This window comes from Arthrobacter sp. TE12232 (genome assembly GCF_054062615.1).
Genome location: NZ_JBSSFK010000001.1, coordinates 2043178 through 2067806, shown reverse-complemented (window position 1 = coordinate 2067806; position 24629 = coordinate 2043178). Strand labels below are relative to the sequence as shown.

The window sequence follows — 24629 nt, the reverse complement described above, 5'->3', positions numbered from 1 at the left end:
CAGGCAGATAGTTGCCATCGGGCATAAACGCTCCCGCACACAAACAACCCTCCGGAGGAATCCTCCGGAGGGTTGTTGTGGTCTTCGGGGACGGTGTCCCGGCCGGGCGGCCGGGGCTTGTCCTGTGTACTTAGAGCGGGCGGATGTTCTCAGCCTGCGGGCCCTTCGGGCCCTGCGTGACGTCGAATTCAACCTTCTGGTTCTCGTCCAGCGAGCGGTAGCCGCTGGTTGCGATTGCCGAGTAGTGGGCGAAAACGTCGGCCGACCCGTCATCCGGGGCAATGAAGCCAAAACCCTTTTCGGCGTTGAACCATTTAACTGTGCCTGTAGCCATGCCTTTATCCTTCTGAAATGCTGCTGATCTCCGGCGGCCATGAGGCCAACGGCTGCGGAGACATTCGTCCGCTGTCCCCCAACGTACGGGGCCGGGGGCCATGGTGCAAGAGGCCGACGGGGGCATTTCGTCCCGTCCCGGGACTATAGTCGGGGCACGATGACAACAATCTCGGTGGTTATCCCGACCAGGAACGACGCCGGCATGCTCGCCGCGTGCCTGGCTGCGCTCGCCGGCCAGACCCGCCCGGCCGACGAAATCGTCGTCGTGGACAACGCCAGCACGGACAACACCGCGGAGGTCTGCGCCGCTGCGGGGGCGCGGCGGCTCGCCGTCGAACTCCCGGGCATCGCCGCCTGCACGGCACACGGCTTCGATGAAGCCTGCTCCGAGCTGATTGCCCGGCTGGACACCGACTCCATCCCGCCCGCCGACTGGCTCGAACGGGTTGAAGCAATTCTCGAGAAGGCAGGACCGTTGTCCGCCGTGTCCGGCCCCGGCGACTTCTATGGCGAGACCCGGTTCGCCCGGTGGGTGGGCGGGAGCGTCTACATTCCCGGGTATTTCTGGGCCATCGGGTGGCTGCTGGGTCATCCTCCGCTGTTTGGCTCGAATTTCGCCCTGCGGTCCGACGTCTGGGACCGGATCCGGGGCTCCGTTCACCGGGGCATACCGCCGGTCCACGATGATCTCGACATTTCCTACCAGATTCCGCCCGACGTGAAGGTGATCGCTGACCCCGGGCTGCGCGTGCGGGTCTCCGCGCGGCCGCTGGCGAGCTGGCACTCCGTCGGGCGCCGGTTGTCGATGGCGTGGACGACGTTCGGCATCGAATTCCGGCAGGAGGGACCTTTCCGGCGCCGCCGGCGCCGGCGGCAATGGGAACGAACCCACTCGCGTCAGACGGAACCGTAAAGCGCGATCAGGTCCCGGCTCATTTGGTACGGCGAGGTCTCACTCGGGCTGTGCCCGCCCCGGTAGACCGCGATCCGCGCGCCGATGGACTGTGCGAAGCGGCGGTGCAGCGCAAGCGGCCAGAGGTCATGTTCGCCGACCGTGACGAACTTCGGCAGCGACGCGGCGGCCAGTGCCGCCCGAAGGTCCGGTGCATGCTGCATCAGCCCGATGATGTCACTCACAGAGCTCCGGCGGGTGAACCGGAAGCGGTACCGCACAAACCGAAGCCGGTTGGGCGCCACGTGCGCGACGTTGATGCGGATGCCCCAGATCATCAGCGCGGCGCCGATCCGAGGGTGGACCCAGCGGCTGACCCGGCCGACGCGCTGGACGCCGCGGAAACTCTGGCCGGGCTCCGGCGGGCAGCTGATCAGGGTGAGGCTCCGGAACTTTTCCGGGCGCCGGGTGAAGGCCAACTGGGCGACGATCGCGGCGAACGAATACCCGACGACGTGCGCCGGCCCGGCCTCGGCGTCGAGCATGGCGATCAGGTCATTGGTGAACAAGTCGTAGTCGTAGTGGGCGCGGGGAGGCACGAGGTTTTCGGGGCCCGCCGCCGCGGACTCGAACTGGCCGGCAATGTCGCAACTCAGGACGAAGTACCCGGCCGCGGCGAGTCCGGGGAGCATCAGCACAAAGTCTTCCTTGGAACCGGTCGCCCCCGGAATCAGGAGCACCCGGGGGTTTCCCGGTGTGCCCATGGAGATGGTCGCGAGTCTTCCGCTGGGGGCCTCGAAGGCGCCCCGGACGGCGCCTTCTGGCAAGGAGGCCCAGTCCACGTCGCCCAGCGCGGCGTCCCGGCGGGCGGCTTCATCGACCAGCGCGGATCCGAATCCCTCGGGTTCCTGCTCGCTCTGCGCGTTGCTGTCGGCGGACACCATGGACTAAACATAGCCCGGTCCGGCCCGGGCCGGGTCGGATTGGGCAGGAGCGGCGGCGCTCACGCCACTTTGCGCACGAAGGCGTGGAGCCGGCGGTAAACCTCCTGTGATTCCGGGTAGCGGAAGTTCTGTTGCCAGGTGTGTTCGGTGTTGGAGTTGTCCCAGCCGTAGATGAGGCTGTCCACGGGGACGGAATGTTCGCGCAAGCGGGCAATGAAGTTCACGTTGGCGGCGTAGAAGAAGTCCCGTTCCGAGGTGGTCACAAAGACCGGCGGGAAGCGGGAATCCAGCCACTCGATCGGCGAGAGGAAACCCGCGCCCTTGCGGAGGGCCTCCAAGTGGCCGGTGCCGTATCCCAGACCGAACAGGCCGCCCAAGCCGCGGCGCAGGCGTCCACCGATGCCCGCGTTTTGGCCGCCGGAACGGAGCGCGGGCAGCAGCATGCTGACGAAGTTCAGGCTCAGCACGAAGCCCTTTTCGAAGAAGACGGAAAAGTCCACCACGCTGCAGTGCTGGACAAGGCCCTTGAAGTCGGATGCAGGGACGGCCGGTAGCAGACCGTGGTGCCGTGCCAGTTCCGGACGGAAGCTTGCAGCGGTCAGGAGCGCCGCGACTTGGCCGCCGGCGGAGTCGCCGCCCAGTACGAGCCGCGATGCGTCGCCGCCATAGCCGGCGATGTTCTGCCGGACCCAGGCCAGCGCGGCATTCGCATCCGCCAGGACATGGGCCATGTGGAAACGCGGCGCCTTCCGGTAGTTCACGTTGACCACCACCATGCCGCCCTCGGCCTGGCTCGCGCAGTACTTGGTCAGCGAGGACTTGTCCCCGGAGGTCCAGCCGCCGCCGTGGAAGTACACGTAAACGGGGAGCACGGCGCCGGACTCGCCGGGCGCGGTTGCATCGGCCGCGGCGGTGCCGCCGGCAGGGGACGGGGAGATGACGTCGAGGCGGTGAGCCCGGATGCCGTCGCCCACGAAATCGATGTCGTGGACATATGCGACGCCGGTAATGGGGTCGGCGTTGAAGCGGGCGGTCTCGCTGGCGCGAACGCAGCGCATCAGCACCCGCCAGGTCCACACCGGAACCCGGCGCAGGACCTTCCTGGCCTTGCGGGCCAGAGTGAAGGTGTTGCGGTGCTGCGCTCTCCGTGGCCGGGCCGCCTGAAAGGATGAATCATGGTGCGTTGGCCAACGGGCCGGGGCGGTCATGCATCGATTCTATCTGGCACACCCGTGCTACAGCTGTGAGGCCAGCCTGCCCTCACGCTATGGCCGGTTCGGGGCCTGGATGATTGCCCGCTGCCGCCGGTTCAAGGCTCTTCGACGATGGTGCCCGCGGCCCCGTCAACGGTGACTGTCTGGCCGGTCCGCAAGCGGGTGGTCGCGTCCGGCACGCCCACCACGGCCGGGATACCGTATTCGCGGGCCACCACGGCTCCGTGCGAGATCACCCCGCCCATCTCCATGACCAGGGCGCCGGCGGTCATGAACAGCGGAGTCCAGCCGGGATCGGTGGATGGTGCCACGAGGATTTCGCCGGGCTCGAGGTGGGCGCCCACGGGGTCCATGATGACCCTGACCCGTCCGGTGGCGGTGCCTGCCGAGGCCGGTGTCCCGGCGAGGGCGCCGGACGCCGGAGACTTCGCCAGCATGGCGGCCTCGACGTCGGTGCCGTCGGACAGCAGCAGGCGCGGGATGCGCCGGCGTCGCAGTTCCGTATCGTACAGTCGCCGGCGGTCCGCGACGATGCCGTGAAGGTCAGCGCCGCGCAGGCCTACGCGAATCTCGTCGAATTCCAGGAAATAGACATCGTCCGCGGCGGCGATCGAACCGGATCGGGCCAGTTCGGCACCCACCTTGTTGAGCTGGCGGCGCATCTCGGCGAGGGCGAGGACGATGTAGAACTTCGGCAGTTCGCGCAGTCCGGACAACTGCCGGGTCCGGCGCAGGCAGAACTCCACCTGCCGGGCCCGGAGCCGGCTGCGCGCCCGGGTCCGTTCCACGAGGTCGCGGATTCTGGCTTCGGCGTGTTCTTCCGCGCGGGCAAATTGCCGGTCGGGGGCCTGTTCGGGGTCCTCCACATGGAGGTAGTTCGAGATCATGCCGAGGATGTGGTCCGGCTTCTCCGACCACCGGGGCATGCCGAGGTCAATTTCCGCCACGGCGCGGTGGCCGTAGCGGTCCAGGAACCCGCGCAGGCCGGTCTGGGCCACGGCGGGGAGGGTGCCGGCCGCGTACCGGGCGGCCAGTTCCTCCGGGCTGTGGGCCAGGAATACCTCACGGGACGCGGCATTCGCTCCGATGGTAACGGCGAGATGCCAAAGTTCAAGATCCATCTCGGTGGTGACGTTGTTGGGCAGCCCCCGGAGCACCGCTTCGAGTTCCCGCGGTTTCGCGATGCCGCGCAACAGTCTGCGGGCGGCCGCCAGCATGATGTAACCAACGGAGGGCCCGGGCAGCGTCGCCAGGATCAGCCCGTCCACGGTGCGGTCCAGGATGCGCTCGGCGTAATCGAGCCGGCCAAACGCAGTGGCGGGTTCCGGCAGGACGAGGTCGGCCTCGAGCTGCTTTCCGTAGTCGAAGGCGCGGCGCAGTTCCGCCGCCGGCCGCACCCCGGCCCGCAGCAGGGCCGGGATCAGCCGGCCCACCAGGGCCACGCTGCCCCTTGCTTCCGTGCTGCGGGCTGCAGCGCTGCCGGGTCCGGGCTTCCGCCGGGGCCGCCGCTGGCGCAGGCCGAACCGTGGATCCTCCAGCAGCGCCGGGAAGACCGCGCCTGTCCTCCCGTCGGCCAGCGGGAGCATCCGCAGTAGGTAGCGGCGGCCGTACTTGTTCCGGATCGCGGGCGTCACGTCCACGTACATGCGCAGCCCCGGGTTAACGTACTTCCACGGTCCCTTGCGGTTCCGCATTGAGCCGAGCACGGAGAGTCCCAGCGGGGTGAGTGGCCGGGTCAAGCCCTGGAACAGCGTGCCGCACAGGTAAACGCGTGTGTCAGCGGCGGCCCCCGATTCAGTGCCCAGTGGTTCGGCGGCGGCGGGGTCCGGCAACGGATACAGCGTGGTGATGGGCCGCGACTGGGTCAGCCAGATCTTGCCCGCGTCGATCACCCATTCCACGTCCTGCGGTGCACCGAACAGCCGTTGGACGGTGTCACCCAGCGCCGTGAGTTCGCGGACCCGGGCGTCGTCCAGGCTCGGGGCCCGGCCGGCCCCAGCCCCAGTCTCGGCCCCAGCCCCGTCCGGAGAGCGGAGCAGGACGCGTCCCGTGGCCGTCTCGACGACGAAATGGTCCGGGTTTACGCTGCCGGAGACCACCGCCTGGCCCGGTCCGGCGCTCGCGTCGATGACCGTTTCGGTCCGGGTGCCCGTGACGGGGTTGGCGGTGAACAGCACGCCGGCGGTGACCGCGGGGACGACGTCCTGGACGACGACGGCGAGCCCGACGTCGCGGTGGCTGATGCCGTTGGCGGAACGGTAGGCCACGGCGCGTTCGGTCCAGAGGGAGGCCCAGCAGCGCCGCACCGACTCGACGACGGCATCTGCCCCGGAGATGTTGAGAAAGGAATCCTGCTGTCCGGCGAAGCTGGCGAAGGGCAGGTCTTCGGCGGTGGCGGAGGACCTGACCGCGACGGCGGCCCCGCTGCCCAGCGAGGCATAGGCGGCGCGGACCGCGGCATCGACATCGGCGGGAATTGGGGCGGTCACGATCATTTCCCGGGCCTGCCTCGCCAGTTCGCCCAAATCAAGCTGGAGATGGTCCAAATCGGGGCGGTCCAAAGCCGGGTGGGCTGTTCCGCCGTCGGGGGACCATCCCGGCAGCTCGGCGTCCAGCCGGGCCGCCAGGGCCTCCAGTCCCGGCGGGGCGGCCTTCTTGTAGGCGACGGTGGTGAGGCAGAAGCCGCGCGGCACGGGGAATCCGGCCGCCGCGAGCCTGCCGAGGTTCATGGCCTTGCCGCCCACGAGCGGCAGGGGAGCGGAACCCAGTTCACTGAGATCCGCCACAAGAGTTTCCGGCGCTCTGCCCTGTGCAGACCCCATTTCCCTGTCCCACGTCCTGTCCGCGTATTCAATTCACGGCCGGCTGCCGGCTCCGTTTCCGGCGGCAGGGCCTTTCTGCAGAGTGAGGCTGCAGGCCTACTGTCCGGCGTCGGTCTCGCCGGTGTCCTCCCACATCACATCGAGATTGCGGAAGACCGGCGGGCCGTCGCACAGGGCGGCCATCTTCGCGGCGAACTCTGAGGTTTCGGGCCTGTTCGAGTTCTCCATGGCCGACTCGTAGGACTCGAATTCAACAATGGTGAGGTAAGTACCGGGGCGGTCGCGGTCGGCGGTGGCCATGATGCGTCCGAAGGTCGGGGCAGTGGACCCCTCGGTTCGTGACGGGCGGCCGAGTTGCTCGATCTCCTCGATGCGGGATGTTTGGAATTCAATGATCTGCACAAACCTGGCCATGACGGCTCCTCGACGGCGGCGGATGCTGATGCGCTTCACGCTAGACCCTCGCTCCTGCACGTGCAAGGGCAGCCGCAAGAGCAGGGGCACGCAGCCGCGCAGGGACCCGGGGCGCCGCCGTCGAGAGCCCGGCTACGGGGTCAGCAGGACCTTGATGGCGCGCCGTTCGTCCATGGCACGGTAGGCCTCGGGTGCCTCCTCGAGGGGCATGACCGAGTCGAACACCCGGCCCGGGTTGATGGTGCCGTCCAGCACGTCGGCCAGCAGTTCCGGGATGTACGTCCGTGCCGGGGCCATGCCGCCGGCGATCGAGATGTTGGTGTCGAACAGGAAGCGCAGTGGAGCCTCGGCGCCGCCGGTGGGGACGCCGACAAAGCCGAGGGCGCCGCCAGGGCGGACACTGTGCAGCGCCTGGTCCATGGATTCCTTGGTCCCCACGCACTCCAGCACGGAGTCGGCCAGTACGCCGCCGAGCAGTTCGCGGACCTTGGCGACGCCGTCGTCCCCGCGTTCGGCGACGATGTCCGTGGCGCCGAATTCGCGGGCGATCGCCTGACGGTCCGCGTGCCGTGACATCGCGATGATCCGCTCCGCGCCGAGGCGCTTGGCGGCGAGCACGCCGCAGAGTCCGACGGCGCCGTCGCCGACCACCACCACGGTCCGGTCGGGGCCTGCCTTCGCGGCGAGGGCCGCGTGGTGGCCGGTGGCCATGACGTCGGAGAGCGTGAGGAGGCTGGCACGGAGGGCATCGTCCGGATCCGTGACGCCCGGAACCTTGACCAGCGTGGATTCGGCGAGCGGCACGCGGACCGCCTGGCCCTGGGCGCCGTCGATCCTCAAGCCGGTGTCATCCTTGCCGCCCCAGCCGGCCAGGTGGTCGCAGGCCACCGTGACGCCGTTGAGGCACTGGGGGCACTGGCCGCAGCTGACTACGAACGGCGCGATCACGAAGTCGCCCACGGCGAGGTCTTTGACGTCCGCGCCGACGCTTTCGACCGTGCCGATGAACTCGTGTCCGATCGCGGAGGGCTTGTGGGTGGGCTTGACCCCGCGATAGGGCCACAGATCCGAGCCGCAGACGCAGGAGGCGGTGACCTTCACGACGACGTCGGTGGGCAGCTGGACCGTGGGGTAGTCGCGGTCTTCGACTCGGATGTCGCCGGGACCGTGGATGATGGTGGCGCGCATGGGTGCTCCTCGCATGATGGTGGGTGGGCTGGGACCGAGTTTAGTCCTCCTGGTCCGCCGAGGTCTCCTCGGGGCGCAGCAGCCGGGCGATCCTGTCCCGAACCCGCAGTTCCGGGGCGGATTCGTGGTTGAACAGGATCCGGTAGATCACCGGGGCCACCACGACGTCGATGATCTCCTGCGCCGCCGGCGCGGTTTCTCCGCGTGCCCGGGCGAGGTTCCTGATCTCCTCGACATGGCCTTGCATCAGGGCGAAGTAGTCCCGGGTCACCGCGCCGTCGGCGAGCATGTCCCGCAGCACTTGGCGGCCGAGCGACGAGGAGAACTCCTCGACGTAGGGCACGAACCAGGCCTGCATGTCCCCTTCCAGGGTCCCGGTGTCCTCCACCTGCTCGGGCAGCATCCGGTTGGACGCGACGGCGGCGAGGAGCCGCGGCAGATCTCCCCAGCGTCGGTAGATGGTCGATGAATTCACGCCGGCGCGTTCGGCCACGACGGGCACCGACAGGGCCGCACGGTCCCCACCGTGCTCCTCCAGCAGGGCGCGGACAGCTTCGTGTACTGCCTGCTGCACCCGGGCGCTGCGTCCGCCGGGCCGGGGTGTCGCTGTAGCCATCATCACACCAGCTTAATGCAGATTATTCGCTTTAGGTGGTCGTGAGGATACTAGACTCTTAATGCACAGATTGTGCTTTTAGTAGGTAGGGAAGAGCTTTGAAGAACACCCGTACCGCGTTCTGGCTGCACGCGGCCCTCCTGACGGTCTTCATCGGGGCCTCGTCTGCTCCGTCGCCGTTGTACGAGTTTTACGCCCGGGAATGGGGGCTCGGCCCGGCGGCCGTGACGGTCGTGTTTGCCGTCTACGCCGTGGCGGTGCTCCTGACGCTGCTGGTTGTCGGATCCCTCGCGGACCACGTGGGCACCCGTCCGGTCCTGCTGGGCGCGGTGGGGCTTCAGGTCGCGGCCATGATGACCTTCGCCTTTGCCTCCGGGCCGGGAGTCCTCGTCGCCGCCCGGGCCTTGCAGGGGATCGCCACGGGAGCGGCCATGGGGGCCGCCGGGGCGGCGCTGCTTGCCTTCGAAGGCGCCGGCGGGAACGGCCGCGGATCTCTAGTGAACAGCGCGGCGTCCCCGGTGGGTTTGTCCGTCGGGGCGCTCGGCTCGGCGTCGCTGGTCCGGTTCCTGCCCGAGCCCACCAAGGCCGTGTACTTCCTCGTGGCCGCGCTGCTCCTCGGCTTGGGCGCGGCCCTCGTGTGGCTGCCGAGTGCGGGCCGCAAGGCGCCGGGCGCCATCCGCTCCTTGGTTCCGGAGGCGAGGATTCCCAGATCCGCCCGCCGGACGATGGCCGCCACCATGCCTGTCGCGGCGGCCACGTGGGCGCTCGCCGGTTTCTACCTCTCGCTGGGGCCCGTCCTGGCGCACGCCATGACGAAGGATGGCTCGGTCCTCGTCGGCGGCCTGGCGCTCGTCGCGCTCTTCGTGCCCGGTGCCCTGGCCATCCTCGTGGTCCGGCGCTGGTCGGACCGGAAAACCCTGCTTACCGGCGTCATCGCATTGATTTCGGGCATTCTGCTCACCGTGCTGGCGGTCCAGCTTGGCTCCGCGCCGCTGTACTTCGGCGGCACGGCCGTCGCCGGCGTTGGGTTCGGCAGCGGCTACTTCGGTGCGATGCGCATGACGCTGCCCTTGTGCGGCCCGCACGAGCGCATTGGCATGCTCTCCAGCATCTACGTCATCTGCTATCTCGGCTTCAGCGTCCCGGCCGTGGCGGCGGGCCTGCTGGTCCCGGTCGCCGGCATGAAAAACACCACGCTGATCTACGGTTTGGCCCTTGTGCTTGCCGCTGTCCCTGCCCTTGTATTGATCGCCAAGGGCACCCGTACGAATCGCATCAACTTGGCCGCTGCGCCGTCAGCAGCCTCCTGAAAGGAATCGACATGACCTACACGCTCCCCGCCAACATCGCGGACCGGCCCATCACGATCATCGGCGGCGGAACCCTGGGCCGGCGCATCGCCTTGATGCTGTCGCTCCAGGGTGCCGAGGTGCGTGTCTTCGACACGGACCTCGCCGTGGCCAAGGCCGCCATCGAGTACATCGCCACGCAGCGCCACCGCGCCGTGGAGGAGCTCGGGGGCAACCCGGCGGTCCGGCTCGCCGCGAAGGACAACCTGGTGGATGCCCTCCGCGATGCGTGGCTCGTGGTCGAGGCGGTTCCGGAGAAGCTCGGCCTCAAACAGGCCCTCTTCGCCGACCTTGACCAGTTGGCGGCCCCCGACGCCGTGCTGGCCAGCAACTCGTCCTCGTTTGCTTCCTCCGAATTCATCGGCGGCGTGGGCAGCCCGGAGCGGGTCCTGAACATGCACTTCTACATGCCGCCGGCGGTGCGTTCGGTGGAGCTGATGTCCAGCGGCCACACCGATCCGCGGATCATCGAGCTGCTCATGGCCGAGCTGCCCAAGTACGCGCTGATGCCGCACCGGGTGCGCAGGCAAAGCACCGGCTTCATCTTCAACCGGATCTGGGCAGCGATCAAGCGCGAATCCCTCCTGGTGGTGGCCGAGGGCGTCGCGGACCCCCAGGACGTGGACGCACTGTTCGCCGACGTCTTCAAATCCGAGACCACGCCGTTCCGTTTCATGGACGAGGTGGGCCTGGACGTCGTCCTGGACATCGAGAACCACTACTGCGAGCTCGCCGGCATGGAGAACAAGTCGGCCCCGATGCTGGAGGAGTACATCGCCAACGGCTGGCTCGGGATCAAGAGCGGCCGCGGCTTCTACAACGACTACGCCTGACCCCGACACCCGACCCGCACCACCAGCAACGCGGGGTCAGAACCGGCCCATTAAGCCGCCCGGCATCGGCCGTATCCCCGCGTTGCTTTTTGGCGGGCTTCAAGCCCGCTGACGTAATTCGTGATGCCCACGCCCGCCCACCCGGGTAGTCGCTCCGGCCCCGCATAGTCCACCCGGTCAGGTGGTTGCGGGCCACTCCGGCTGCTGAGCCACACTGAGACCAGTCCTCGGTGTGGCTTGGATCACAGTCACAAGTTGAGGAATACGCCGCTGGTGTCACCGCGCCTCAACATACAAAGGAGTATCAATGGAACGGCTCATTAACATCGACAACGGTGGGACGCTGACCGATATTTGTGTCTGGGACGGTGAGAATTTTTCGTTCACGAAGACCCTCACGACGCCCTTTGACCTCTCCCAGTGTCTCTTCGACGGCATGGCCAAAGCTTCGAAGGAGATCTTCGGCGAAGAGGATCTCCCCGGGCTTCTGCACTCAACCCGTCACATCCGGTACTCCACCACCCAGGGAACCAATGCCCTCGTGGAGCGCAAGGGTCCCCGGATTGGCATCCTCACAGACAGCCCCACGCTGGCCGGCGAGCTCCGCAATAGCGGGGCGGCAGCTGAGCTGTTCGAAGACCTCGTTGGCACGCGGGTGGCAGTCATCAACGCTGAACAGGACGTGGAGGAGCTCGCCCAGGAAATTGTGAAGCATGTCAACCGGCTGACGACCGACGGCGCCGCACGGCTTGTCATCGCCATGGCGGACCGCAACAAGGAGAAGGCCGTCAAAGGCGTTCTGCTCCGGAAGTTCCCCCGCCACCTGCTGGGCTCGGTACCCATGTTGTTCTCCTGGGAATTCACGCCCGACACCGTCCAGGCCCGCCGGGTGTGGTCCGGAATCATCAACTCCTTCCTGCATCCCACCATGGAGCGGTTCCTCTACAGCACCGAGCACCGGCTGCGGGACCACAAAGTTAAAAACCCGCTCCTCATCTACCGCAATGACGGAGCTTCGTCACGGGTGGCCAAGTCCGTCGCGTTGAAGACTTACTCCTCCGGCCCCCGCGGCGGGCTGGAAGGAACCAAGGCCCTCTCGGAGGCCTATGGCCTCGCGCACGTTCTCATGATCGACGTCGGCGGCACCACCACGGACGTCGGCTCGGTCAAGAACTCGACCATCTCGACGGACCGCAGGGGCTCCATCCAGGGTGTCCCGGTGTCTTTCGAGATGAGCAACGTCCACTCCAGCGGCGTCGGCGGCAGTTCCGTCATCGCCGTCCGCGACGGCGTCATCACAGTCGGCCCGGAGAGCGTCGGAGCCGCCCCTGGCCCTGCTTGTTTTGGTTTTGGGGGCAAGCAGGCCACCATCACGGACGTAAATCTCCTGCTCGGGGTGCTCGATCCGGACACGTACCTCGATGGAGGCTTCAGTCTGGACGCGGAACGCTCCCGCGCCGTCATCACCGAAGTCATCGCAGAACCTTTGGGGATCACCCTGAATGACGCCCTGATCCGGATGGAAGCAGCCTACTTCGAACGCATGGCGCAGTCCTTTGCCGCCGACGTCGAGGATGCGGATGCCACAACGGTGGCCGCATTCGGTGGTGCCGGACCCATGAGCGCCTGCGGTGCCGCGCGGATCGCCGGCGTTCGCCGTGTCCTGGTGCCCAAGATGGCGGCAGTCTTCTCAGCCTTCGGAATCGGCTTTTCCGACGTTGCGCAGACCTATGAGGCGAATGTCGCGGGAATGGGCGCGCAGGACTTCGGTGCAACCAAGGCGATGCTGCTGGCCCGGGCTGCGCGGGACATGTTCCAGGAGGGCCACGAAATTGACGACTGCCGGCTCGAATGGAACGTGGTGCTGGAAGATGCCGAGGGGCAGTTGGTTTCTGAGTTGCCGTACCTGGCTTCCGATCCGCAGCCCGGCACCAGCGAACACAACACCATGCTGACCCTGACCGCCCGGTACGAACTGCCGCACGCATCAATCAGGCGGGCCGAATCAGTGGCGACGACGGCCGCCGTCGCCGCCTCCACCCGAAAGGTTCGCTCCGCCGTGGACAAAGTGGACGAGGTTCAGGTCTTCGACCTGGACAGCCAAACGGCCGGAGCATCGGCGTCGGGCCCGGCAATCGTCGAAGGCCCCTACTTCACGGCCCGCGTGCCCCATGGCTGGGTCTTCGACGTGACGGTCTCCGGCGACCTCATGCTCACAGACTCCCTCCAGAAGTGACCCCACACAACCAGCAAGAACAGGTGAGACACGCTATGCGAATTCCAATGACGGAATATCTGATCATCGATCTCGAGACCGAGCGGTGGAACTGCAGGGTATGCAACCAGGACCTCGGCGAGGCCAGAGGCAACTACAAGGAGGGGACACTGGTCTACGACCGGGACCCCACGGAAATCCACCAGTCGATCCTGGACCCGGAGAAGTACGAATTCACGTTCGCTCCGGACCCCACCTTCTGCCGGATTCTCGAGTTCTACTGCCCGGGTTGCGGGACGCAACTGGAAACGGAGTACGTACCGCCGGGACACCCGCCCACGGTGGACATGCTGTGGGACATCGACTCGCTCCGCGAAACATGGATCAAGCGGGGCACCAAGCCTGAGGTCGTCATCAATTACGGACCCGGGGAAGAGGCTGTTGCTGATTTCACCCCGGCCCTCGGCTCGTACAACACCCACAACCATTCCCCCCATTCGTTCAGCTAGTACTTGGAATAAAGGAGACCACTGGTCATGAAACGAATCTCCGTCGACATCGGCGGCACATTTACCGACTGCTTTTTTGCCTGGGAAGACCAGTACGTTGAAGCAAAGGCGCTCACAACGCACCACAACCTGGCCCAAGGCTTCAACGAAGCACTCGACCTCGCCTGCTCACGCGCCGGGCTGGACCGGGACCTCGTCCTGAAGGAAGTCGATTCCGTCCGGTATGCCACGACGCTCGGCACCAACGCCCTGATCGAAGGCAAAGGCCCGCGGGTGGGGGCACTGGTCACCCACGGCTTCGAGGACACCATCCCGTTGTCCCGCGGCCGTGGCTACGGTGAAGGACTGGACCCTTCCAAGCAGCAGAACATGCCTGATGCCACCCGCCCTGATCCGCTCGTTCCCCGCGCCCTGATCCGCTCGGTGAAGGAGCGAATCAACTCCGCCGGCAAGGTGGTCGTTTCGCTGATGGAGGACGATGTCCGCACCCAGGTGCGCGAACTCGTGGACGCCGGTGCGGAAGCGATCGTGGTCTCCCTGGTCAACTCGACCGAGAACCCGGTCCATGAGCAGCAGATCCTGGAGATCATCCTGGACGAGTACCCGGCCCACGAGCTCGGAGCCATCCCCGTCCTGCTGGGAAGCCAGGTGTCGGGCCGAAAGGGCGAGTACGTCCGTGCGACGTCGACGATCGTGGACGCATTCCTGCACGAGATCATGTTCCACGCGCTGGGGCAGCTGTCCAACAACCTGCGTTCGTCCGGTTACGACAAGCCCATGCTTGTCATCCACAACTCAGGCGGCATGGCGCAGTCCAACTCGACTGATGCCCTGCAGACCATCCATTCCGGCCCCATCGCCGGCGTCGGCGCCGCCCAGCACCTGGCCGACAGCACCGGCCTGGGAAACGTGATTTCGACCGATATGGGCGGCACGTCCTTCGACATCGGCCTGGTCCCGGAAGGCGGAGTCAAGCACTACGACTTCCAGCCGACCATCGGCCGCTGGCTGGTATCGGTTCCCATGATCCACTTGCTGACGCTGGGCGCGGGAGGCGGCTCGATTGCCAGCTATGACCGCATCCACCACGCGGTACAGATTGGGCCGGAATCAGCCGGCTCGGATCCAGGCCCCGCGTGCTACGACCGCGGCGGCCTCCGACCGACAGTCACGGACGCTGACCTGGTCCTGGGGTACCTGGATCCGGACAACTACGCCAACGGCTACATCAAGCTGAACAAAAAGCGCTCCGCCTACGCAATCGACGAGGTCCTCGCTGATGACCTGAACATGGATACCATCCAGGTCGCCAAGATCATCAAGAATGCGGTCGACGAGCAGATGGCGATCGGAATGGCCAAAGAGCTGCGGGTCCGGGGATACCTTCCGGAAGACTTCACCATGCTGGCCTATGGCGGCAACGGACCCCTGCACGCCTGCGGCATCGCCGATCACGCCGGCATCCGCAGGATCCTCGCGCCGCCCTTTTCCTCGGTGTTCTCGGCCTGCGGCGCCGGCAACATGAAACCCCTCCACATCCATGAGCGCGGCTCCCATGTGGTGCTTTACAACCCCACGGACCGCAGCCTCTACCAGAGCTACGACGAGCTGAACAACGTCATCCAGGAGCTGGAAGCCAAGGGCAAGGAAGACCTGATCCGCCAGGGGTACGACGCCGCCGACATCCGCTACAGCCTCGAAATGGACATGCGCTACGGCAATCAGCTGGTGACCACGGCCGTCGTTTTCGACATCAACCGTGTGAACGGCGTCGCCGACGTGCTTCACCTGATCCGGACGTTCTCGGACATCTATGGCAAGCGCTACGGTGCCGGCAGCCAGGCTCCCGAGGCCGGCATCCGTGCCCAGACCGTGCGGGTGTCGTCCTACGTGGACGGGGACGTGGTTAAGTTCGATTCGATCGACTCCGGACACGACAGGACCATGCCCAGCCCGGTCGGCACCCGGCAGGTCCACTTCGTGAAGATCGACGGGGCCGTCGACACCCCGGTGTACGACGCCGAGGCCCTCCACCACCAACACGTCATCCACGGCCCGGCCATCGTCACCACGGAAAACACCACGTATCTGGTGGAACCGGGATGGCGCCTGGAACCGACATCCCAGGGAGCCGTGTGGTTCCTCAAAGACTGATCCCGTGCCTCACGGATCCCATCCAGGCCTTCCAGCTAATCCCATTGAAGGAGCTCGACAGCAATGACGCTTACAGCAAATGAACCCAGCACGTCCGGCGAAGCCGACGACGCTTCCCAGCCGCTGACTGCCCAGGAGCAGCAGTGGGTGGACCAATTCATGGACGAAACAACCCTCTTTCTCGGCCCGGACCCGGCCATCATGCGAAGCCACCAGATCACGTCCCGCTCCGCCTACGAGGAAGAGTGCATCTCCAAGGGCGTGGACCCCATCAAGGTAGACCGCATCCGCAAGCGTCTGGCCGGCGCCCTGGATGAGGGCTACGAAATGTGCGAGGCCATGGGTGCCGCTCCCGGCGCCAAATGGGGGGACCTGACGACGGCGATCTACACCGCCGAAGGGGATGTCACCTACCTGTCCTGCCACGGCGTGATCGCGTTCTCGGCGATCCTGCATCACCCGATCCGCTACATCATGAAGTATTGGAAGGACGAGCCGACGGTGGGGATCAACCCCGGCGATGGGTTCATCCACAATGATGCCCGGTACGGAAACGTCCACAACACGGACCAGTCCATGATCATGCCGATCTTCCGCGAGGGAAAGATCATTGCCTGGGTCGCCGCGACCATCCACGAAGGCGAGAACGGGGCCTGCGAGCCCGGCGGAATGCCGTCAGGTTCCGAGACCCCGTTCGACGACGGACTCCGGATGTCCCCGTTCAAGATCGTCGAGAAGGGAGATCTGCGCCGGGACCTGCTGACATTCCTGCAGCACTCGGTTCGCGACCCCAAGCTGCAACTGGCTGACCTCAAGGTCAAGATCGGCGCCGTCCAGCGCATCCAGGAACGCGTCGACAGCATCATCGACGAAGTGGGAGTGGAGACCTTCGTCGCTGCCCTGCGGGTCACCGTTGAAGACGTGGAGCAGGAAGTCAAGCGCCGCATCAGTGAACTGCCGGACGGGACCGTGTCCTTTAACCAGTTCATGGACTCCACGCTCAAGGAGAACATCCTGATCAAGTTCGCCTGCAAGGTGACGGTCAAGGGTGACAAAATGACGGTGGACCTGAGGGGCACGGGTCCCGAAATCCTCAACCGGGCCATTAACTCCCCGCTGTGCTCGGTCAAATCGATGATGATGCAGGCAATCCTGGCGTTCTGGTGGCCTGACCTGCCCCGCTGCACCTCGGCGATGTCTCCTATCGACATCATCTCGGATGAACACACGTGGGCAGACGCTGGTTACGATGCTCCGATGGGGCAATCGCTGCAGGCGTCGTTCCGAGGATTCTCGGCCCTGCAAACAGCTTTCGCCAAGATGCAGTTCTCCAACCCGGAGAAGTTCTCCAATGTCCTGGCTCCGTGGTTCAACCAGATCAACACCTTCCTGTGGGGAGGCCTGACCCAGCACGGCGACCAGGTAGGAAACCTGTGTGCCGACCTCAACGGCATGGGTGGGGGTGCCAAGGCATTCCGTGACGGTGAAGACGCTGTCTCACCGCTGTTCTGTGCCATGGCTGACACTGCCGAACAGGAAGTCATGGAAGAGGAAGTTCCTTTCATGCAGTTGGTCAGCAAGCGGATCGTCCGCGACAACCAGGGCTTCGGCAAGAACAGCGGCGGCATGGGCTATGAGATGATCGTCGCCGCCGAGGGAACGCCGATGTGGGGCTTCATGACCGTTACCTCGGGATCCAAGTTCTCGTCCGTCACGGGAATGTTCGGCGGCTACGGCTGCAGCACGACACCGCTGGCCATGGTGAAGGGCATCAACATCTACGACGTCATCCGCAAGGACTCCAGCAAATTCGATTTGTCCATGGAGCGCATCATGAACGAGCAGCCCTACGAGGGCGGTAAATACACCACTTCCCATATGGGGTTGCAGTTCGACGTCGCCAAGGACGGCGAGATGTACATGATCGCCCAAGGCTCCGGCGGCGGGTACGGCGACGTTCTGGAACGTGATCCGGAAGCAGTGGCCAAGGATCTGGAACTCGGCCGCATTTCACCGAAGGTCGCCACCAGCATCTACGGCGTCGTCTGGGATCCTGAAACGTTTGTGGTGGACCAGGAGGCAACCACCCGGCAGCGCCACGACTCACGGCAGGCCCGGATCGCCCGCGGCAAGCCGTACAAGGAGTTCCTTGAGGGCTACGTGAAAACCGAGCCCCCGAAGGACCTGCTCTACTACGGGTCCTGGGGCGACGACACGGAGGAGCTCACCGCCACGCACTTCACGAATAACGGACCGGAACGGGTCAAGGCGACCATCGACAAGCTGCCGCTGATCATGCTTCCGGATCGCAGGGAAGTGAAGATCAGCGCCCTGGAGGACCGAATCCGCGAGCTCGAGCAGAAGCACGGGGAAGTTGTCCACCGTAAGTCCTAGCCCGTTACGGCACGTCCCGGGCTGCGACACAGCAACCCCAGAAGCCTTCAGCGCCGCATCCTCCCCAGCCAGGACGGTGCGGCGCTTAAGGCCTATATCAGCCAAAGTATGGAGAAAGACGTCATGACCACTTCCACCGCCACCACCCTCGCCAACGTTGTTGCCTCCCCTCCGTCGGGGCGGCCGAAAGCCATGGTGTTCGACCACCACGAGTACGCAGCTTCCGTGATTCTTCGTGGCCGTCCCGTCCCGTGGGACAACGCCACGGCGTATGCCGCTTTCTTCGCCCAGGCACAGGGGCTGCTCCGGCCGGACGTGGCGCTCCTGGACCTGGACCGGCTGTACGGTCATTTGACCGCCGGCAACACCAGGCTTGAGACCGGCATGGCGGCCAGATCCCGGACAGGGTTCGCGCTGAGGACTTTGCTGGGCGACGAGGACCTCAACCGGGCGGTGCTGGACTTCGTTACCTTGTTCGCCAAGACAGCCCGCCAGCCTGTGGTGCTTCGCATCCCGTCGCCGATGATGTGGCTCACGGACACGCACCACTTTTCGGGCGCGGACGATACCAGCGCCCTCGACGCCGACAACGCCGAGAATGCCTCCATGTATGTCAGCGACTGGCTGCGGGCGTTCGCGGGGCTGCCCGTCGCGGGACTCTTGCTGGACAACCGAACCTCTGCCGGTGCCTCCCGCGGCGTGCACGTTCCGCTGGAGACCTACACTCCGATTGCCAATCTGGCCGGCAACTACCGTTGGACGCTGGGGCAGCTCGACGACGATCAGGCGCGTCTGCACGGGGACGCCGCGGTTGGCGCCTATATTCCTGCAGGGTTCTGGCTGGGGTCGGATGCGGAACTCCCGGCCGGGGACTTCTACCTGGGCGAGATCCCCAGCGCCGCATCGCCGGAGGGCGTGCTGGCCAGACTGGAAACCCTGGGGTAACTGACGTCGGGTTACTTCGGCGGGAGCAGATGCCGCCGTCGGGCCTCTATGACGCAGGCCCTTCGGTCACTGACGCCGAGAGTGTTGAACAGGCTCTTGAGATACCACTTGACGGTGTTGATGCCCAGATGCAGCTCCTGGGCGATTTCGCGGTTGGACCTTTCCTTCTCGACAAGACGCAGGATCATCTGTTCGCGCTGCGACAAGCCCGGTTCCGGAACGGTGGTGCCCGCGCCCGTGGGGGGAGAGACGGCCTCTGCAGACCACCGGGCATCACGGTTCGTCTTGGCCTGGGAATCCAGCCGGATGAGGATACTGAGGAAACGCGGTAACTCGTGGCTCCTCACCTCCGGGCCGGGCTCCCGCCGCAGCCTGGCCGAGGTGGCGCGCACCAGATCCAGGCAGCCTGAGCCGCCATCGAGGACGGGCCGGACCAGGCCCAGCCGGCAACACGTCTCGAGTGCAGGCCAGAGCGTCGTTTCGGCTTCCTCACGGTTCCCCGCCTGTTCCAGAGCGGCCGCCAGCAGGATACGGGCATTTAGCTCCGCCCTCGGCCCCAAATAGGCTGCGGCCCGTGAAAGCAGGCGGCGGGCGCCTTCCACCGTGGCCAGTGGCCTGGGGGAGGCCGGTCCCTCGTGCTCGGCGTCAGCCATGGCGGACCGCAGCTGCGTGGCCAGCTGGATCTGGTGCCTGGCCTCGGCCAGCCCTTCCAGCCGTGGCCCGGTAGTGTCCGCCGCTTCTTGGGCAACTGCCGCGCCCAGCACGGCATTGTGGGGTTCGGCGTCGATGGTCCGGGGGCTGATGCCCAACTGCACGCGTTCCAGATTCATGACCAATTTGAGCCGGTCCAGGCCGAGGCTGTCGGCCACCAGATCGCCTTCATCGAGTATTTCCCGGGCCCGCGGAGTGTCCCCCCGAAGTGCTTTTATTCTTGCCAGCGTCCCGTATGTGGACAACATGAAGTCAACCACCCCGCCTTCGGAGCCCAGCTCGCGGGTTTCCTCCAGTAACTTCTCGGCCTTGTCGAGTTCGCCGCGTTCATAGAGGAGCTGGCCCATCATTGCTCCCGCCAGCCGCGCCGCGTGCGAGTATCGCCCGGCCTTGCGCCGGCCGAGTTCCACAGCCGCGGTGAAGTGCTGGTCCACGCTGTCCAGATCGAGCAGGGCGTAGGCGGCAAGCCCCGCGAAACACTGTCCGTACACGCCACTGAAGGGCCCCGAGGTGAGACCGTGGAACTTCGCGGCCCAGCGCTGTTGTTCCAAAGCGAGAGGGTAATCGCCGTCGTGGATCTTCTTGAACGTGGAGACGTTCGCTGCCACCGACACGATCCAGGGCCGGAGCAGATCCGCCTGGGCGAAGCACTTCTCGTCCAGTTCATCCACGTGGTTTACTCTGTCGCCATACATGTCGATGCAACTCTGCACAACGAGCCCTTCGACGCCCAGTTCAAAGCGGTCGTGTTCGGTCAGGGTCGCATCGGCGGGCATCACTGCTTCAGCCCGGTCCAAGGCACTCTGCGCCGCTGCGGATTGGTGAAGCAGGGTATGGGCCCAGGCTATCGCCGTCTGGAGCCGGGCTTGCCCGGCCACATGGTCAGCCGGGATCTTGCCGACGAGAGCCAACAGGGTCGACATGCTGGAGTGTTCCACTAGCCACATGGCGCGGAATTCGACGATCTCCACCGCGAGCTCAACGTCCCCGGCGGCGAGGGCATGGTCCACCGCGTCGCTGGGGAATCCGTTTTCCGAATACCAGCGGGCAGCGATCAGGTTCAGTTCCTTGGTCCGGCCCGGGTAATCCCGCTCCAGACGTCGGCGCAGGTAGTCCTCAAACAGGTGGTGATAGCGGTACCACGTTCCGTCCTCGTCGAGGGGCTGCAGGAAAAGATCCTGCGCCTGGATCTTCTCCAGCATCGCCTGGCCCAGTTCGACTCCCGAGAGGGCGGACGCAAGCCCCGCACACAGCCGTTCCGGAACCGACGTCGTCAGCAGGAAATCCAGCGTTTCGGGGTCGAGGGTGTCGAGGACGTTTTCGGCCAGATATTCACCGATCGAGGCGTGCCTGCCGGAGAGCCGTTCGATCAGTTCTGAGGCCTCGCGGTGGTCCCTGAGTGACAGGGAGACCAGTTGCAGCGCGGCGATCCAGCCCTCAGTCGTCCGGTGGAGGCTGGCCACGTCTCCCGCATCCAGATCGAGCCGGTTGATGCCGACCAGGAAGTCCTGGGATTCGTTTTCATCGAACCTCAGTGCGACCGCGTCCACTTCGAGCAGCTGGTCCCGCACCATAAGCCGGCCCAGTGGCAGGCCTGAGCGGGTGCGGCTGGTGATGATGAAGGACAGACGTGAGCCGCCGGCATCGAGCAGCCGTTCCACTACCGCCCTGGTTCTGGGCTCCGTGACCAGATGCCAGTCATCCAGCGTGATGACGATGTCCTCGCCGCCCTCATCGATGGCGTTGATGAGGGCGGGAACCACGTATTGCTCAGCGTCGTCGGGGCGCTCCTCCAGCAATTGCTGCAGCTCCTCCTCGAGTCCGGGCCGGGCTTTGCGGATTGCCTGGAGCAGATGGGAAAGGAACCAGATGGTGTTGTTGTCGTCCCGGTCCAAGGACAACCAGACGGTGACGAGCCCCTGGGACGCGAGGCTTTCCATCCATTGGGCGGCAAGGGTCGACTTGCCAAAACCGGCCGGGGCGTGGATCAACGCGAGCCGCCGTTTCCGGTCCGAGTGGAGCATCTCGGTCAGCCGCGCACGGTGAACCCACTGGCCAACAGGCTCGGGCGCGCGGAACTTGCTTGACGCACTGGGTGGTCCTGTCGGCATCCGCCACCTCCTTGTGGTCCGGCGGTCGCCGGGAATGCATTTAGCCCTCTGAAATCCTATGGGAACCGCGGCATCAAAGACAGCGGTGACCAGCGGCCGCCCCTTCCCGCGGATTCCTGCCCCCGGCGCCCCCACCACAAGCAACGCGGGGTCAGATGTGGTCCATCCAGACATGAGGAATGGGCTGCATCTGACCCCGCGTTGGTTCTTCTTAGACGGCTTCGAGGACGCTGACGTAGTTGGCGATGCCGACCCCGCCCATGTTCTGCACCGCGGCGCGACGCGGGCTGGCCAACTGCATGGCGCCGGCGGTGCCGGTGAGCTGCATGGCGGCGATGACGTGCTGCGAGACGCCGGTGGCGCCGACCGGGTGGCCCTTGGCCTTGAGGCCGCCCGAGACGTTGACGGGAAGCTTGCCGTCCTTGAAGACCCAGCCTTCCTCGAGGGCCCGGGCGCCCTGGCCGCGTTCGGTCAGTCCCATGGCCTCGTACATCAACAGCTCGGCGATGGTGAAGCAGTCGTGGACTTCCGCGAAGTCGAGGTCCTCCAGGCCGACGCCGGCCATCCCCAGGGCGCGCTGCCAGGAGACCCGGGTGGCGGCGAATTCGGTGGGATCCCGGCGCTCGGCCGGGAAGAAGTCGTTGGCCTGGCCGAACCCGGCGAGCCGCACCGGCGCGGTGGCGCCCCCGGTCGGGGCGACGCTGAGGACGACGGCGGCGGCGCCGTCGGACACGGGGGAGCAGTCGGTGCGCCGCAACGGATCGGCCACCATCGGGTTCTTGTCCGAGACGGTGCGGCAGAACTCCTCGCCGAGGTCCTTGCGGAGCTGGGCGTAGGGGTTGTCCACGCCGTTGCGGTGGTTCTTGGCTGCGATGGTGCCAAGGGCGTCGCCGAGCTTTCCGTTGCCGTCCCCGTAGCGCTTCTCGTAGTGCTTGGCGACCTCGGCGAAGAGTCCGGTGAACCCGGTGGTGGAGGTCTTGCCGGCCATGTCGTAGTCGGCGCCGAGCAGGGCCGCGCCCACGACGTCGGCCCCGGCCTGGGTCATCTTTTCGGCGCCGATCACCAGGACGGTCTTGGCGGTGCCGGCCAGGAGGGACTTGGTGCCTTGCTGGAACGCGGCCGAGCCGGAGGCACAGGCGTTCTCAACCCTGGTGGAGGGGACGTTGGCGAGCTGGTCCGAGACCTGGAGTGCCAGCGAGGACGGGAAGGCCAGCGGCATCATGCCGGAGTTGAACTGGCCCAGGTAGATCTCGTCGATCTGGCCGGGCTCGATCCCGGCGTTGCCGATCGCCTCGGTGGCGACCTGGACGATGAGGGACTCGAGGGTCTCGTCGGTGAGTTTGCCGAAGCGGCTGTGGCCCCAGCCGGTGAGCAGGACGTCCTTGCCGAACTGGTCTTTGAGGCTCATGCCGTGGCTCCTTCGAATGCTGTTGTCTCTTCGGTTACTTCAAGTGCTTCGGGCGCGACGTCGAAGTCGGCTTCGGTCTTCGAGCGAATTTCTTCCACCGTGACGCCGGGGGCGAGGCGGGTGAGCGTGAGCCGCCGCCCGCCGCCTGTTTCTTGTTCATTCTTCACAAGGTCAAACACCGCGAGGTCGCTGATGATGCGGTCCACGCAACTGAGCCCGGTGAGCGGCAGGGTGCATTCCTTGACGATCTTCGCGGTGCCGTCCTTGGTGTTGTGCTCCGTGAGGACCACGACGCGCGGGGTGCCGGCGACGAGGTCCATGGCGCCGCCCATGCCCTTGACCATCTTGCCGGGGATGGTCCAGTTGGCGAGGTCGCCGTTCCCGGAGACCTGCATGGCGCCCAGGATCGCGACCTTGACGTGGCCGCCGCGGATCATGCCAAAGGATGTGGCGGAGTCGAAGATGCTGCCGCCGGGCAGGACGGTGACGGTCTGCTTGCCGGCGTTGATGAGGTCCGCGTCTTCGTCGCCCTCATAGGGGAACGGGCCCATGCCGAGCAGCCCGTTCTCGCTCTGCAGGACAACGCGGACGCCCTCGGGCAGGTTGTTGGCCACCAGCGTGGGGATGCCGATGCCAAGGTTGACGTAGTCGCCGTCGTTCAATTCTTCGGCCGCGATGGCAGCCATTTCATTCCGGGTCCAAGCCATGATGGTTCTCCTGAAGAAAGTAGGGCGGCGCTCAGGCCGGCACGGATGTGGCTTCGGCGGTTTCGGCAGCTACAGTGCGGGGACGGACGGTCCGCTGTTCGATGTCCTTGACGCGGGCGCTGGCCTGGACGAGGCGCTGGACGAACACGCCTGGGGTGACGATGTGGTTCGGGTCCAGCTGGCCGGGCTCCACGATCACCTCGGCTTCGGCGACAGTCACGGCGCCGGCCGTGGCCACCACCGGGTTGAAGTTCTGCGCGGTGTAGCGGTAGATCAGGTTGCCGTCGGTGTCAGCGGTGTGCGCGTGCACCAGGGCGACATCGGCCTTGATGGCGCGTTCCTGAACATATGTTTCGCCGTCGAACTCGGCGAGCGGCTTGCCCTCGGCGACGAGGGTGCCCACGCCGGTCTTCGTGTAGAAGGCCGGGATGCCGGCGCCGCCGGCACGGAGGCGCTCCGCAAGTGTGCCCTGCGGGGTGAACTCCACCTCCAGTTTGCCGGCCAGGTACTGCTCGGCGAACAGTTTGTTTTCCCCGACGTAGGAGGCGATCACCTTGCGGACCTGTCCGGCTTCGATCAGGATGCCGAGGCCCTTGCCGTCCACGCCCATGTTGTTGGACACCACGGTGAGGTTTTTGACGCCCGAATCGCGCACCGCCTCGATCAGGTCAGCCGGGATGCCGCTGAGGCCAAAGCCTCCGACGGCGAGCGTCATGCCGTCCCGCAGTACGTCCTGCAGCGCCGCGGCCGCTCCGGATTTCACCTTTGACATCGCATCTCCTCATTGAGCTCTTGACGCAATCCACTTTGTGGACCGTTACCCTGCTGTTGGAGCCTACGGTGCCGAAATGACGGCTGTCAATGGAT

General features: G+C 65.9%; 19 protein-coding genes. 8 read left to right on the top strand and 11 right to left on the bottom strand.

Features of this window, described 5'->3' with window-relative positions; all coding sequences use genetic code 11:
- Positions 1 to 130: 130 nt before the first annotated feature.
- On the bottom strand, positions 131 to 334 hold the full coding sequence (locus tag ACVWZ7_RS09090) for a cold-shock protein (RefSeq protein WP_009357211.1): 204 nt from the start codon (positions 332 to 334) through the stop codon (positions 131 to 133).
- 159 nt (positions 335 to 493) lie between these two features.
- Here ACVWZ7_RS09090 and ACVWZ7_RS09085 point away from each other — a divergent pair, with 159 nt between their 5' ends.
- On the top strand, positions 494 to 1249 hold the full coding sequence (locus tag ACVWZ7_RS09085) for a glycosyltransferase family 2 protein (protein ID WP_456507648.1): 756 nt from the start codon (positions 494 to 496) through the stop codon (positions 1247 to 1249).
- On the opposite strand, the gene ACVWZ7_RS09080 is transcribed toward ACVWZ7_RS09085, so the two are convergent.
- The 6 genes from ACVWZ7_RS09080 to ACVWZ7_RS09055 all read right to left on the bottom strand — a co-directional run bounded on the left by ACVWZ7_RS09080 (position 1234) and on the right by ACVWZ7_RS09055 (position 8429).
- Positions 1234 to 2172, bottom strand: coding sequence for an alpha/beta fold hydrolase (locus ACVWZ7_RS09080; protein WP_456507647.1), 939 nt, complete (start codon positions 2170 to 2172; stop codon positions 1234 to 1236). The genes ACVWZ7_RS09085 and ACVWZ7_RS09080 overlap by 16 nt on opposite strands.
- Positions 2173 to 2231: 59 nt before the next feature.
- On the bottom strand, positions 2232 to 3380 hold the full coding sequence (locus ACVWZ7_RS09075) for an alpha/beta hydrolase (RefSeq protein WP_456507646.1): 1149 nt from the start codon (positions 3378 to 3380) through the stop codon (positions 2232 to 2234).
- Between the two features lie 101 nt (positions 3381 to 3481).
- The gene (locus ACVWZ7_RS09070) at positions 3482 to 6208 is read right to left on the bottom strand and encodes a PEP/pyruvate-binding domain-containing protein (protein ID WP_456507645.1); all 2727 of its coding nucleotides are present in this window, start codon (positions 6206 to 6208) and stop codon (positions 3482 to 3484) included.
- Positions 6209 to 6304: 96 nt separating this feature from the next.
- On the bottom strand, positions 6305 to 6622 hold the full coding sequence (locus tag ACVWZ7_RS09065; RefSeq protein ID WP_091250489.1) for a hypothetical protein: 318 nt from the start codon (positions 6620 to 6622) through the stop codon (positions 6305 to 6307).
- 132 nt (positions 6623 to 6754) lie between these two features.
- The gene (locus ACVWZ7_RS09060; RefSeq protein WP_456507644.1) at positions 6755 to 7810 is read right to left on the bottom strand and encodes a zinc-dependent alcohol dehydrogenase family protein; all 1056 of its coding nucleotides are present in this window, start codon (positions 7808 to 7810) and stop codon (positions 6755 to 6757) included.
- Positions 7811 to 7850: 40 nt separating this feature from the next.
- Entirely contained in the window at positions 7851 to 8429 is a 579-nt protein-coding gene (locus ACVWZ7_RS09055) for a TetR/AcrR family transcriptional regulator (RefSeq protein WP_344361107.1), read from the bottom strand.
- 95 nt (positions 8430 to 8524) lie between these two features.
- On the opposite strand from ACVWZ7_RS09055, the gene ACVWZ7_RS09050 reads away from it, so the two are divergent.
- The 7 genes from ACVWZ7_RS09050 (at position 8525) to ACVWZ7_RS09020 (ending at position 18825) form a co-directional block, all read left to right on the top strand.
- Positions 8525 to 9736, top strand: a complete 1212-nt coding sequence (locus tag ACVWZ7_RS09050; RefSeq protein ID WP_161958191.1) for an MFS transporter — start codon at positions 8525 to 8527, stop codon at positions 9734 to 9736.
- Positions 9737 to 9747: 11 nt separating this feature from the next.
- Positions 9748 to 10608, top strand: coding sequence for a 3-hydroxyacyl-CoA dehydrogenase family protein (locus ACVWZ7_RS09045; RefSeq protein ID WP_116765601.1), 861 nt, complete (start codon positions 9748 to 9750; stop codon positions 10606 to 10608).
- A 307-nt stretch (positions 10609 to 10915) separates the two neighbouring features.
- Positions 10916 to 12844, top strand: a complete 1929-nt coding sequence (locus tag ACVWZ7_RS09040; RefSeq protein WP_456507643.1) for a hydantoinase/oxoprolinase family protein — start codon at positions 10916 to 10918, stop codon at positions 12842 to 12844.
- Between the two features lie 35 nt (positions 12845 to 12879).
- Complete coding sequence (locus tag ACVWZ7_RS09035; RefSeq protein WP_116765603.1) at positions 12880 to 13332, top strand: acetone carboxylase subunit gamma; 453 nt, start codon at positions 12880 to 12882, stop codon at positions 13330 to 13332.
- Between the two features lie 27 nt (positions 13333 to 13359).
- A complete protein-coding gene (locus ACVWZ7_RS09030; RefSeq protein ID WP_116765604.1) occupies positions 13360 to 15486 on the top strand; it encodes a hydantoinase/oxoprolinase family protein in 2127 nt (708 codons plus the stop codon).
- A 63-nt stretch (positions 15487 to 15549) separates the two neighbouring features.
- Positions 15550 to 17880: a hydantoinase B/oxoprolinase family protein gene (locus ACVWZ7_RS09025; protein ID WP_456507642.1), complete on the top strand. Its 2331-nt coding sequence runs from the start codon at positions 15550 to 15552 to the stop codon at positions 17878 to 17880.
- A gap of 123 nt (positions 17881 to 18003) precedes the next feature.
- Positions 18004 to 18825: a hypothetical protein gene (locus tag ACVWZ7_RS09020; RefSeq protein ID WP_456507641.1), complete on the top strand. Its 822-nt coding sequence runs from the start codon at positions 18004 to 18006 to the stop codon at positions 18823 to 18825.
- 11 nt (positions 18826 to 18836) lie between these two features.
- Here the strand turns inward: ACVWZ7_RS09020 and ACVWZ7_RS09015 are convergent, their stop codons facing one another.
- The 4 genes from ACVWZ7_RS09015 to ACVWZ7_RS09000 form a co-directional block, all read right to left on the bottom strand.
- Entirely contained in the window at positions 18837 to 21647 is a 2811-nt protein-coding gene (locus tag ACVWZ7_RS09015; RefSeq protein ID WP_456507640.1) for a LuxR C-terminal-related transcriptional regulator, read from the bottom strand.
- 211 nt (positions 21648 to 21858) lie between these two features.
- A complete protein-coding gene (locus tag ACVWZ7_RS09010) occupies positions 21859 to 23055 on the bottom strand; it encodes an acetyl-CoA acetyltransferase (RefSeq protein ID WP_456507639.1) in 1197 nt (398 codons plus the stop codon).
- Complete coding sequence (locus ACVWZ7_RS09005) at positions 23052 to 23762, bottom strand: CoA transferase subunit B (RefSeq protein WP_456507638.1); 711 nt, start codon at positions 23760 to 23762, stop codon at positions 23052 to 23054. The genes ACVWZ7_RS09010 and ACVWZ7_RS09005 overlap by 4 nt, the downstream gene beginning before the upstream one ends.
- 31 nt (positions 23763 to 23793) lie before the next feature.
- A complete protein-coding gene (locus tag ACVWZ7_RS09000) occupies positions 23794 to 24534 on the bottom strand; it encodes a CoA transferase subunit A (RefSeq protein ID WP_456507637.1) in 741 nt (246 codons plus the stop codon).
- Between the last annotated feature and the right edge of the window lie 95 nt (positions 24535 to 24629).

Bases quoted from the DNA above. Each gene is read 5' to 3' on its own strand.
- ACVWZ7_RS09090 (WP_009357211.1), bottom strand. From the start codon at position 334: ATGGCTACAGGCACAGTTAAATGGTTCAACGCCGAAAAGGGTTTTGGC.
- ACVWZ7_RS09085 (WP_456507648.1), top strand. From the start codon at position 494: ATGACAACAATCTCGGTGGTTATCCCGACCAGGAACGACGCCGGCATG.
- ACVWZ7_RS09080 (WP_456507647.1), bottom strand. From the start codon at position 2,172: ATGGTGTCCGCCGACAGCAACGCGCAGAGCGAGCAGGAACCCGAGGGA.
- ACVWZ7_RS09075 (WP_456507646.1), bottom strand. From the start codon at position 3,380: ATGACCGCCCCGGCCCGTTGGCCAACGCACCATGATTCATCCTTTCAG.
- ACVWZ7_RS09070 (WP_456507645.1), bottom strand. From the start codon at position 6,208: ATGGGGTCTGCACAGGGCAGAGCGCCGGAAACTCTTGTGGCGGATCTC.
- ACVWZ7_RS09065 (WP_091250489.1), bottom strand. From the start codon at position 6,622: ATGGCCAGGTTTGTGCAGATCATTGAATTCCAAACATCCCGCATCGAG.
- ACVWZ7_RS09060 (WP_456507644.1), bottom strand. From the start codon at position 7,810: ATGCGCGCCACCATCATCCACGGTCCCGGCGACATCCGAGTCGAAGAC.
- ACVWZ7_RS09055 (WP_344361107.1), bottom strand. From the start codon at position 8,429: ATGATGGCTACAGCGACACCCCGGCCCGGCGGACGCAGCGCCCGGGTG.
- ACVWZ7_RS09045 (WP_116765601.1), top strand. From the start codon at position 9,748: ATGACCTACACGCTCCCCGCCAACATCGCGGACCGGCCCATCACGATC.
- ACVWZ7_RS09040 (WP_456507643.1), top strand. From the start codon at position 10,916: ATGGAACGGCTCATTAACATCGACAACGGTGGGACGCTGACCGATATT.
- ACVWZ7_RS09035 (WP_116765603.1), top strand. From the start codon at position 12,880: ATGCGAATTCCAATGACGGAATATCTGATCATCGATCTCGAGACCGAG.
- ACVWZ7_RS09030 (WP_116765604.1), top strand. From the start codon at position 13,360: ATGAAACGAATCTCCGTCGACATCGGCGGCACATTTACCGACTGCTTT.
- ACVWZ7_RS09025 (WP_456507642.1), top strand. From the start codon at position 15,550: ATGACGCTTACAGCAAATGAACCCAGCACGTCCGGCGAAGCCGACGAC.
- ACVWZ7_RS09020 (WP_456507641.1), top strand. From the start codon at position 18,004: ATGACCACTTCCACCGCCACCACCCTCGCCAACGTTGTTGCCTCCCCT.
- ACVWZ7_RS09015 (WP_456507640.1), bottom strand. From the start codon at position 21,647: ATGCCGACAGGACCACCCAGTGCGTCAAGCAAGTTCCGCGCGCCCGAG.
- ACVWZ7_RS09010 (WP_456507639.1), bottom strand. From the start codon at position 23,055: ATGAGCCTCAAAGACCAGTTCGGCAAGGACGTCCTGCTCACCGGCTGG.
- ACVWZ7_RS09005 (WP_456507638.1), bottom strand. From the start codon at position 23,762: ATGGCTTGGACCCGGAATGAAATGGCTGCCATCGCGGCCGAAGAATTG.
- ACVWZ7_RS09000 (WP_456507637.1), bottom strand. From the start codon at position 24,534: ATGTCAAAGGTGAAATCCGGAGCGGCCGCGGCGCTGCAGGACGTACTG.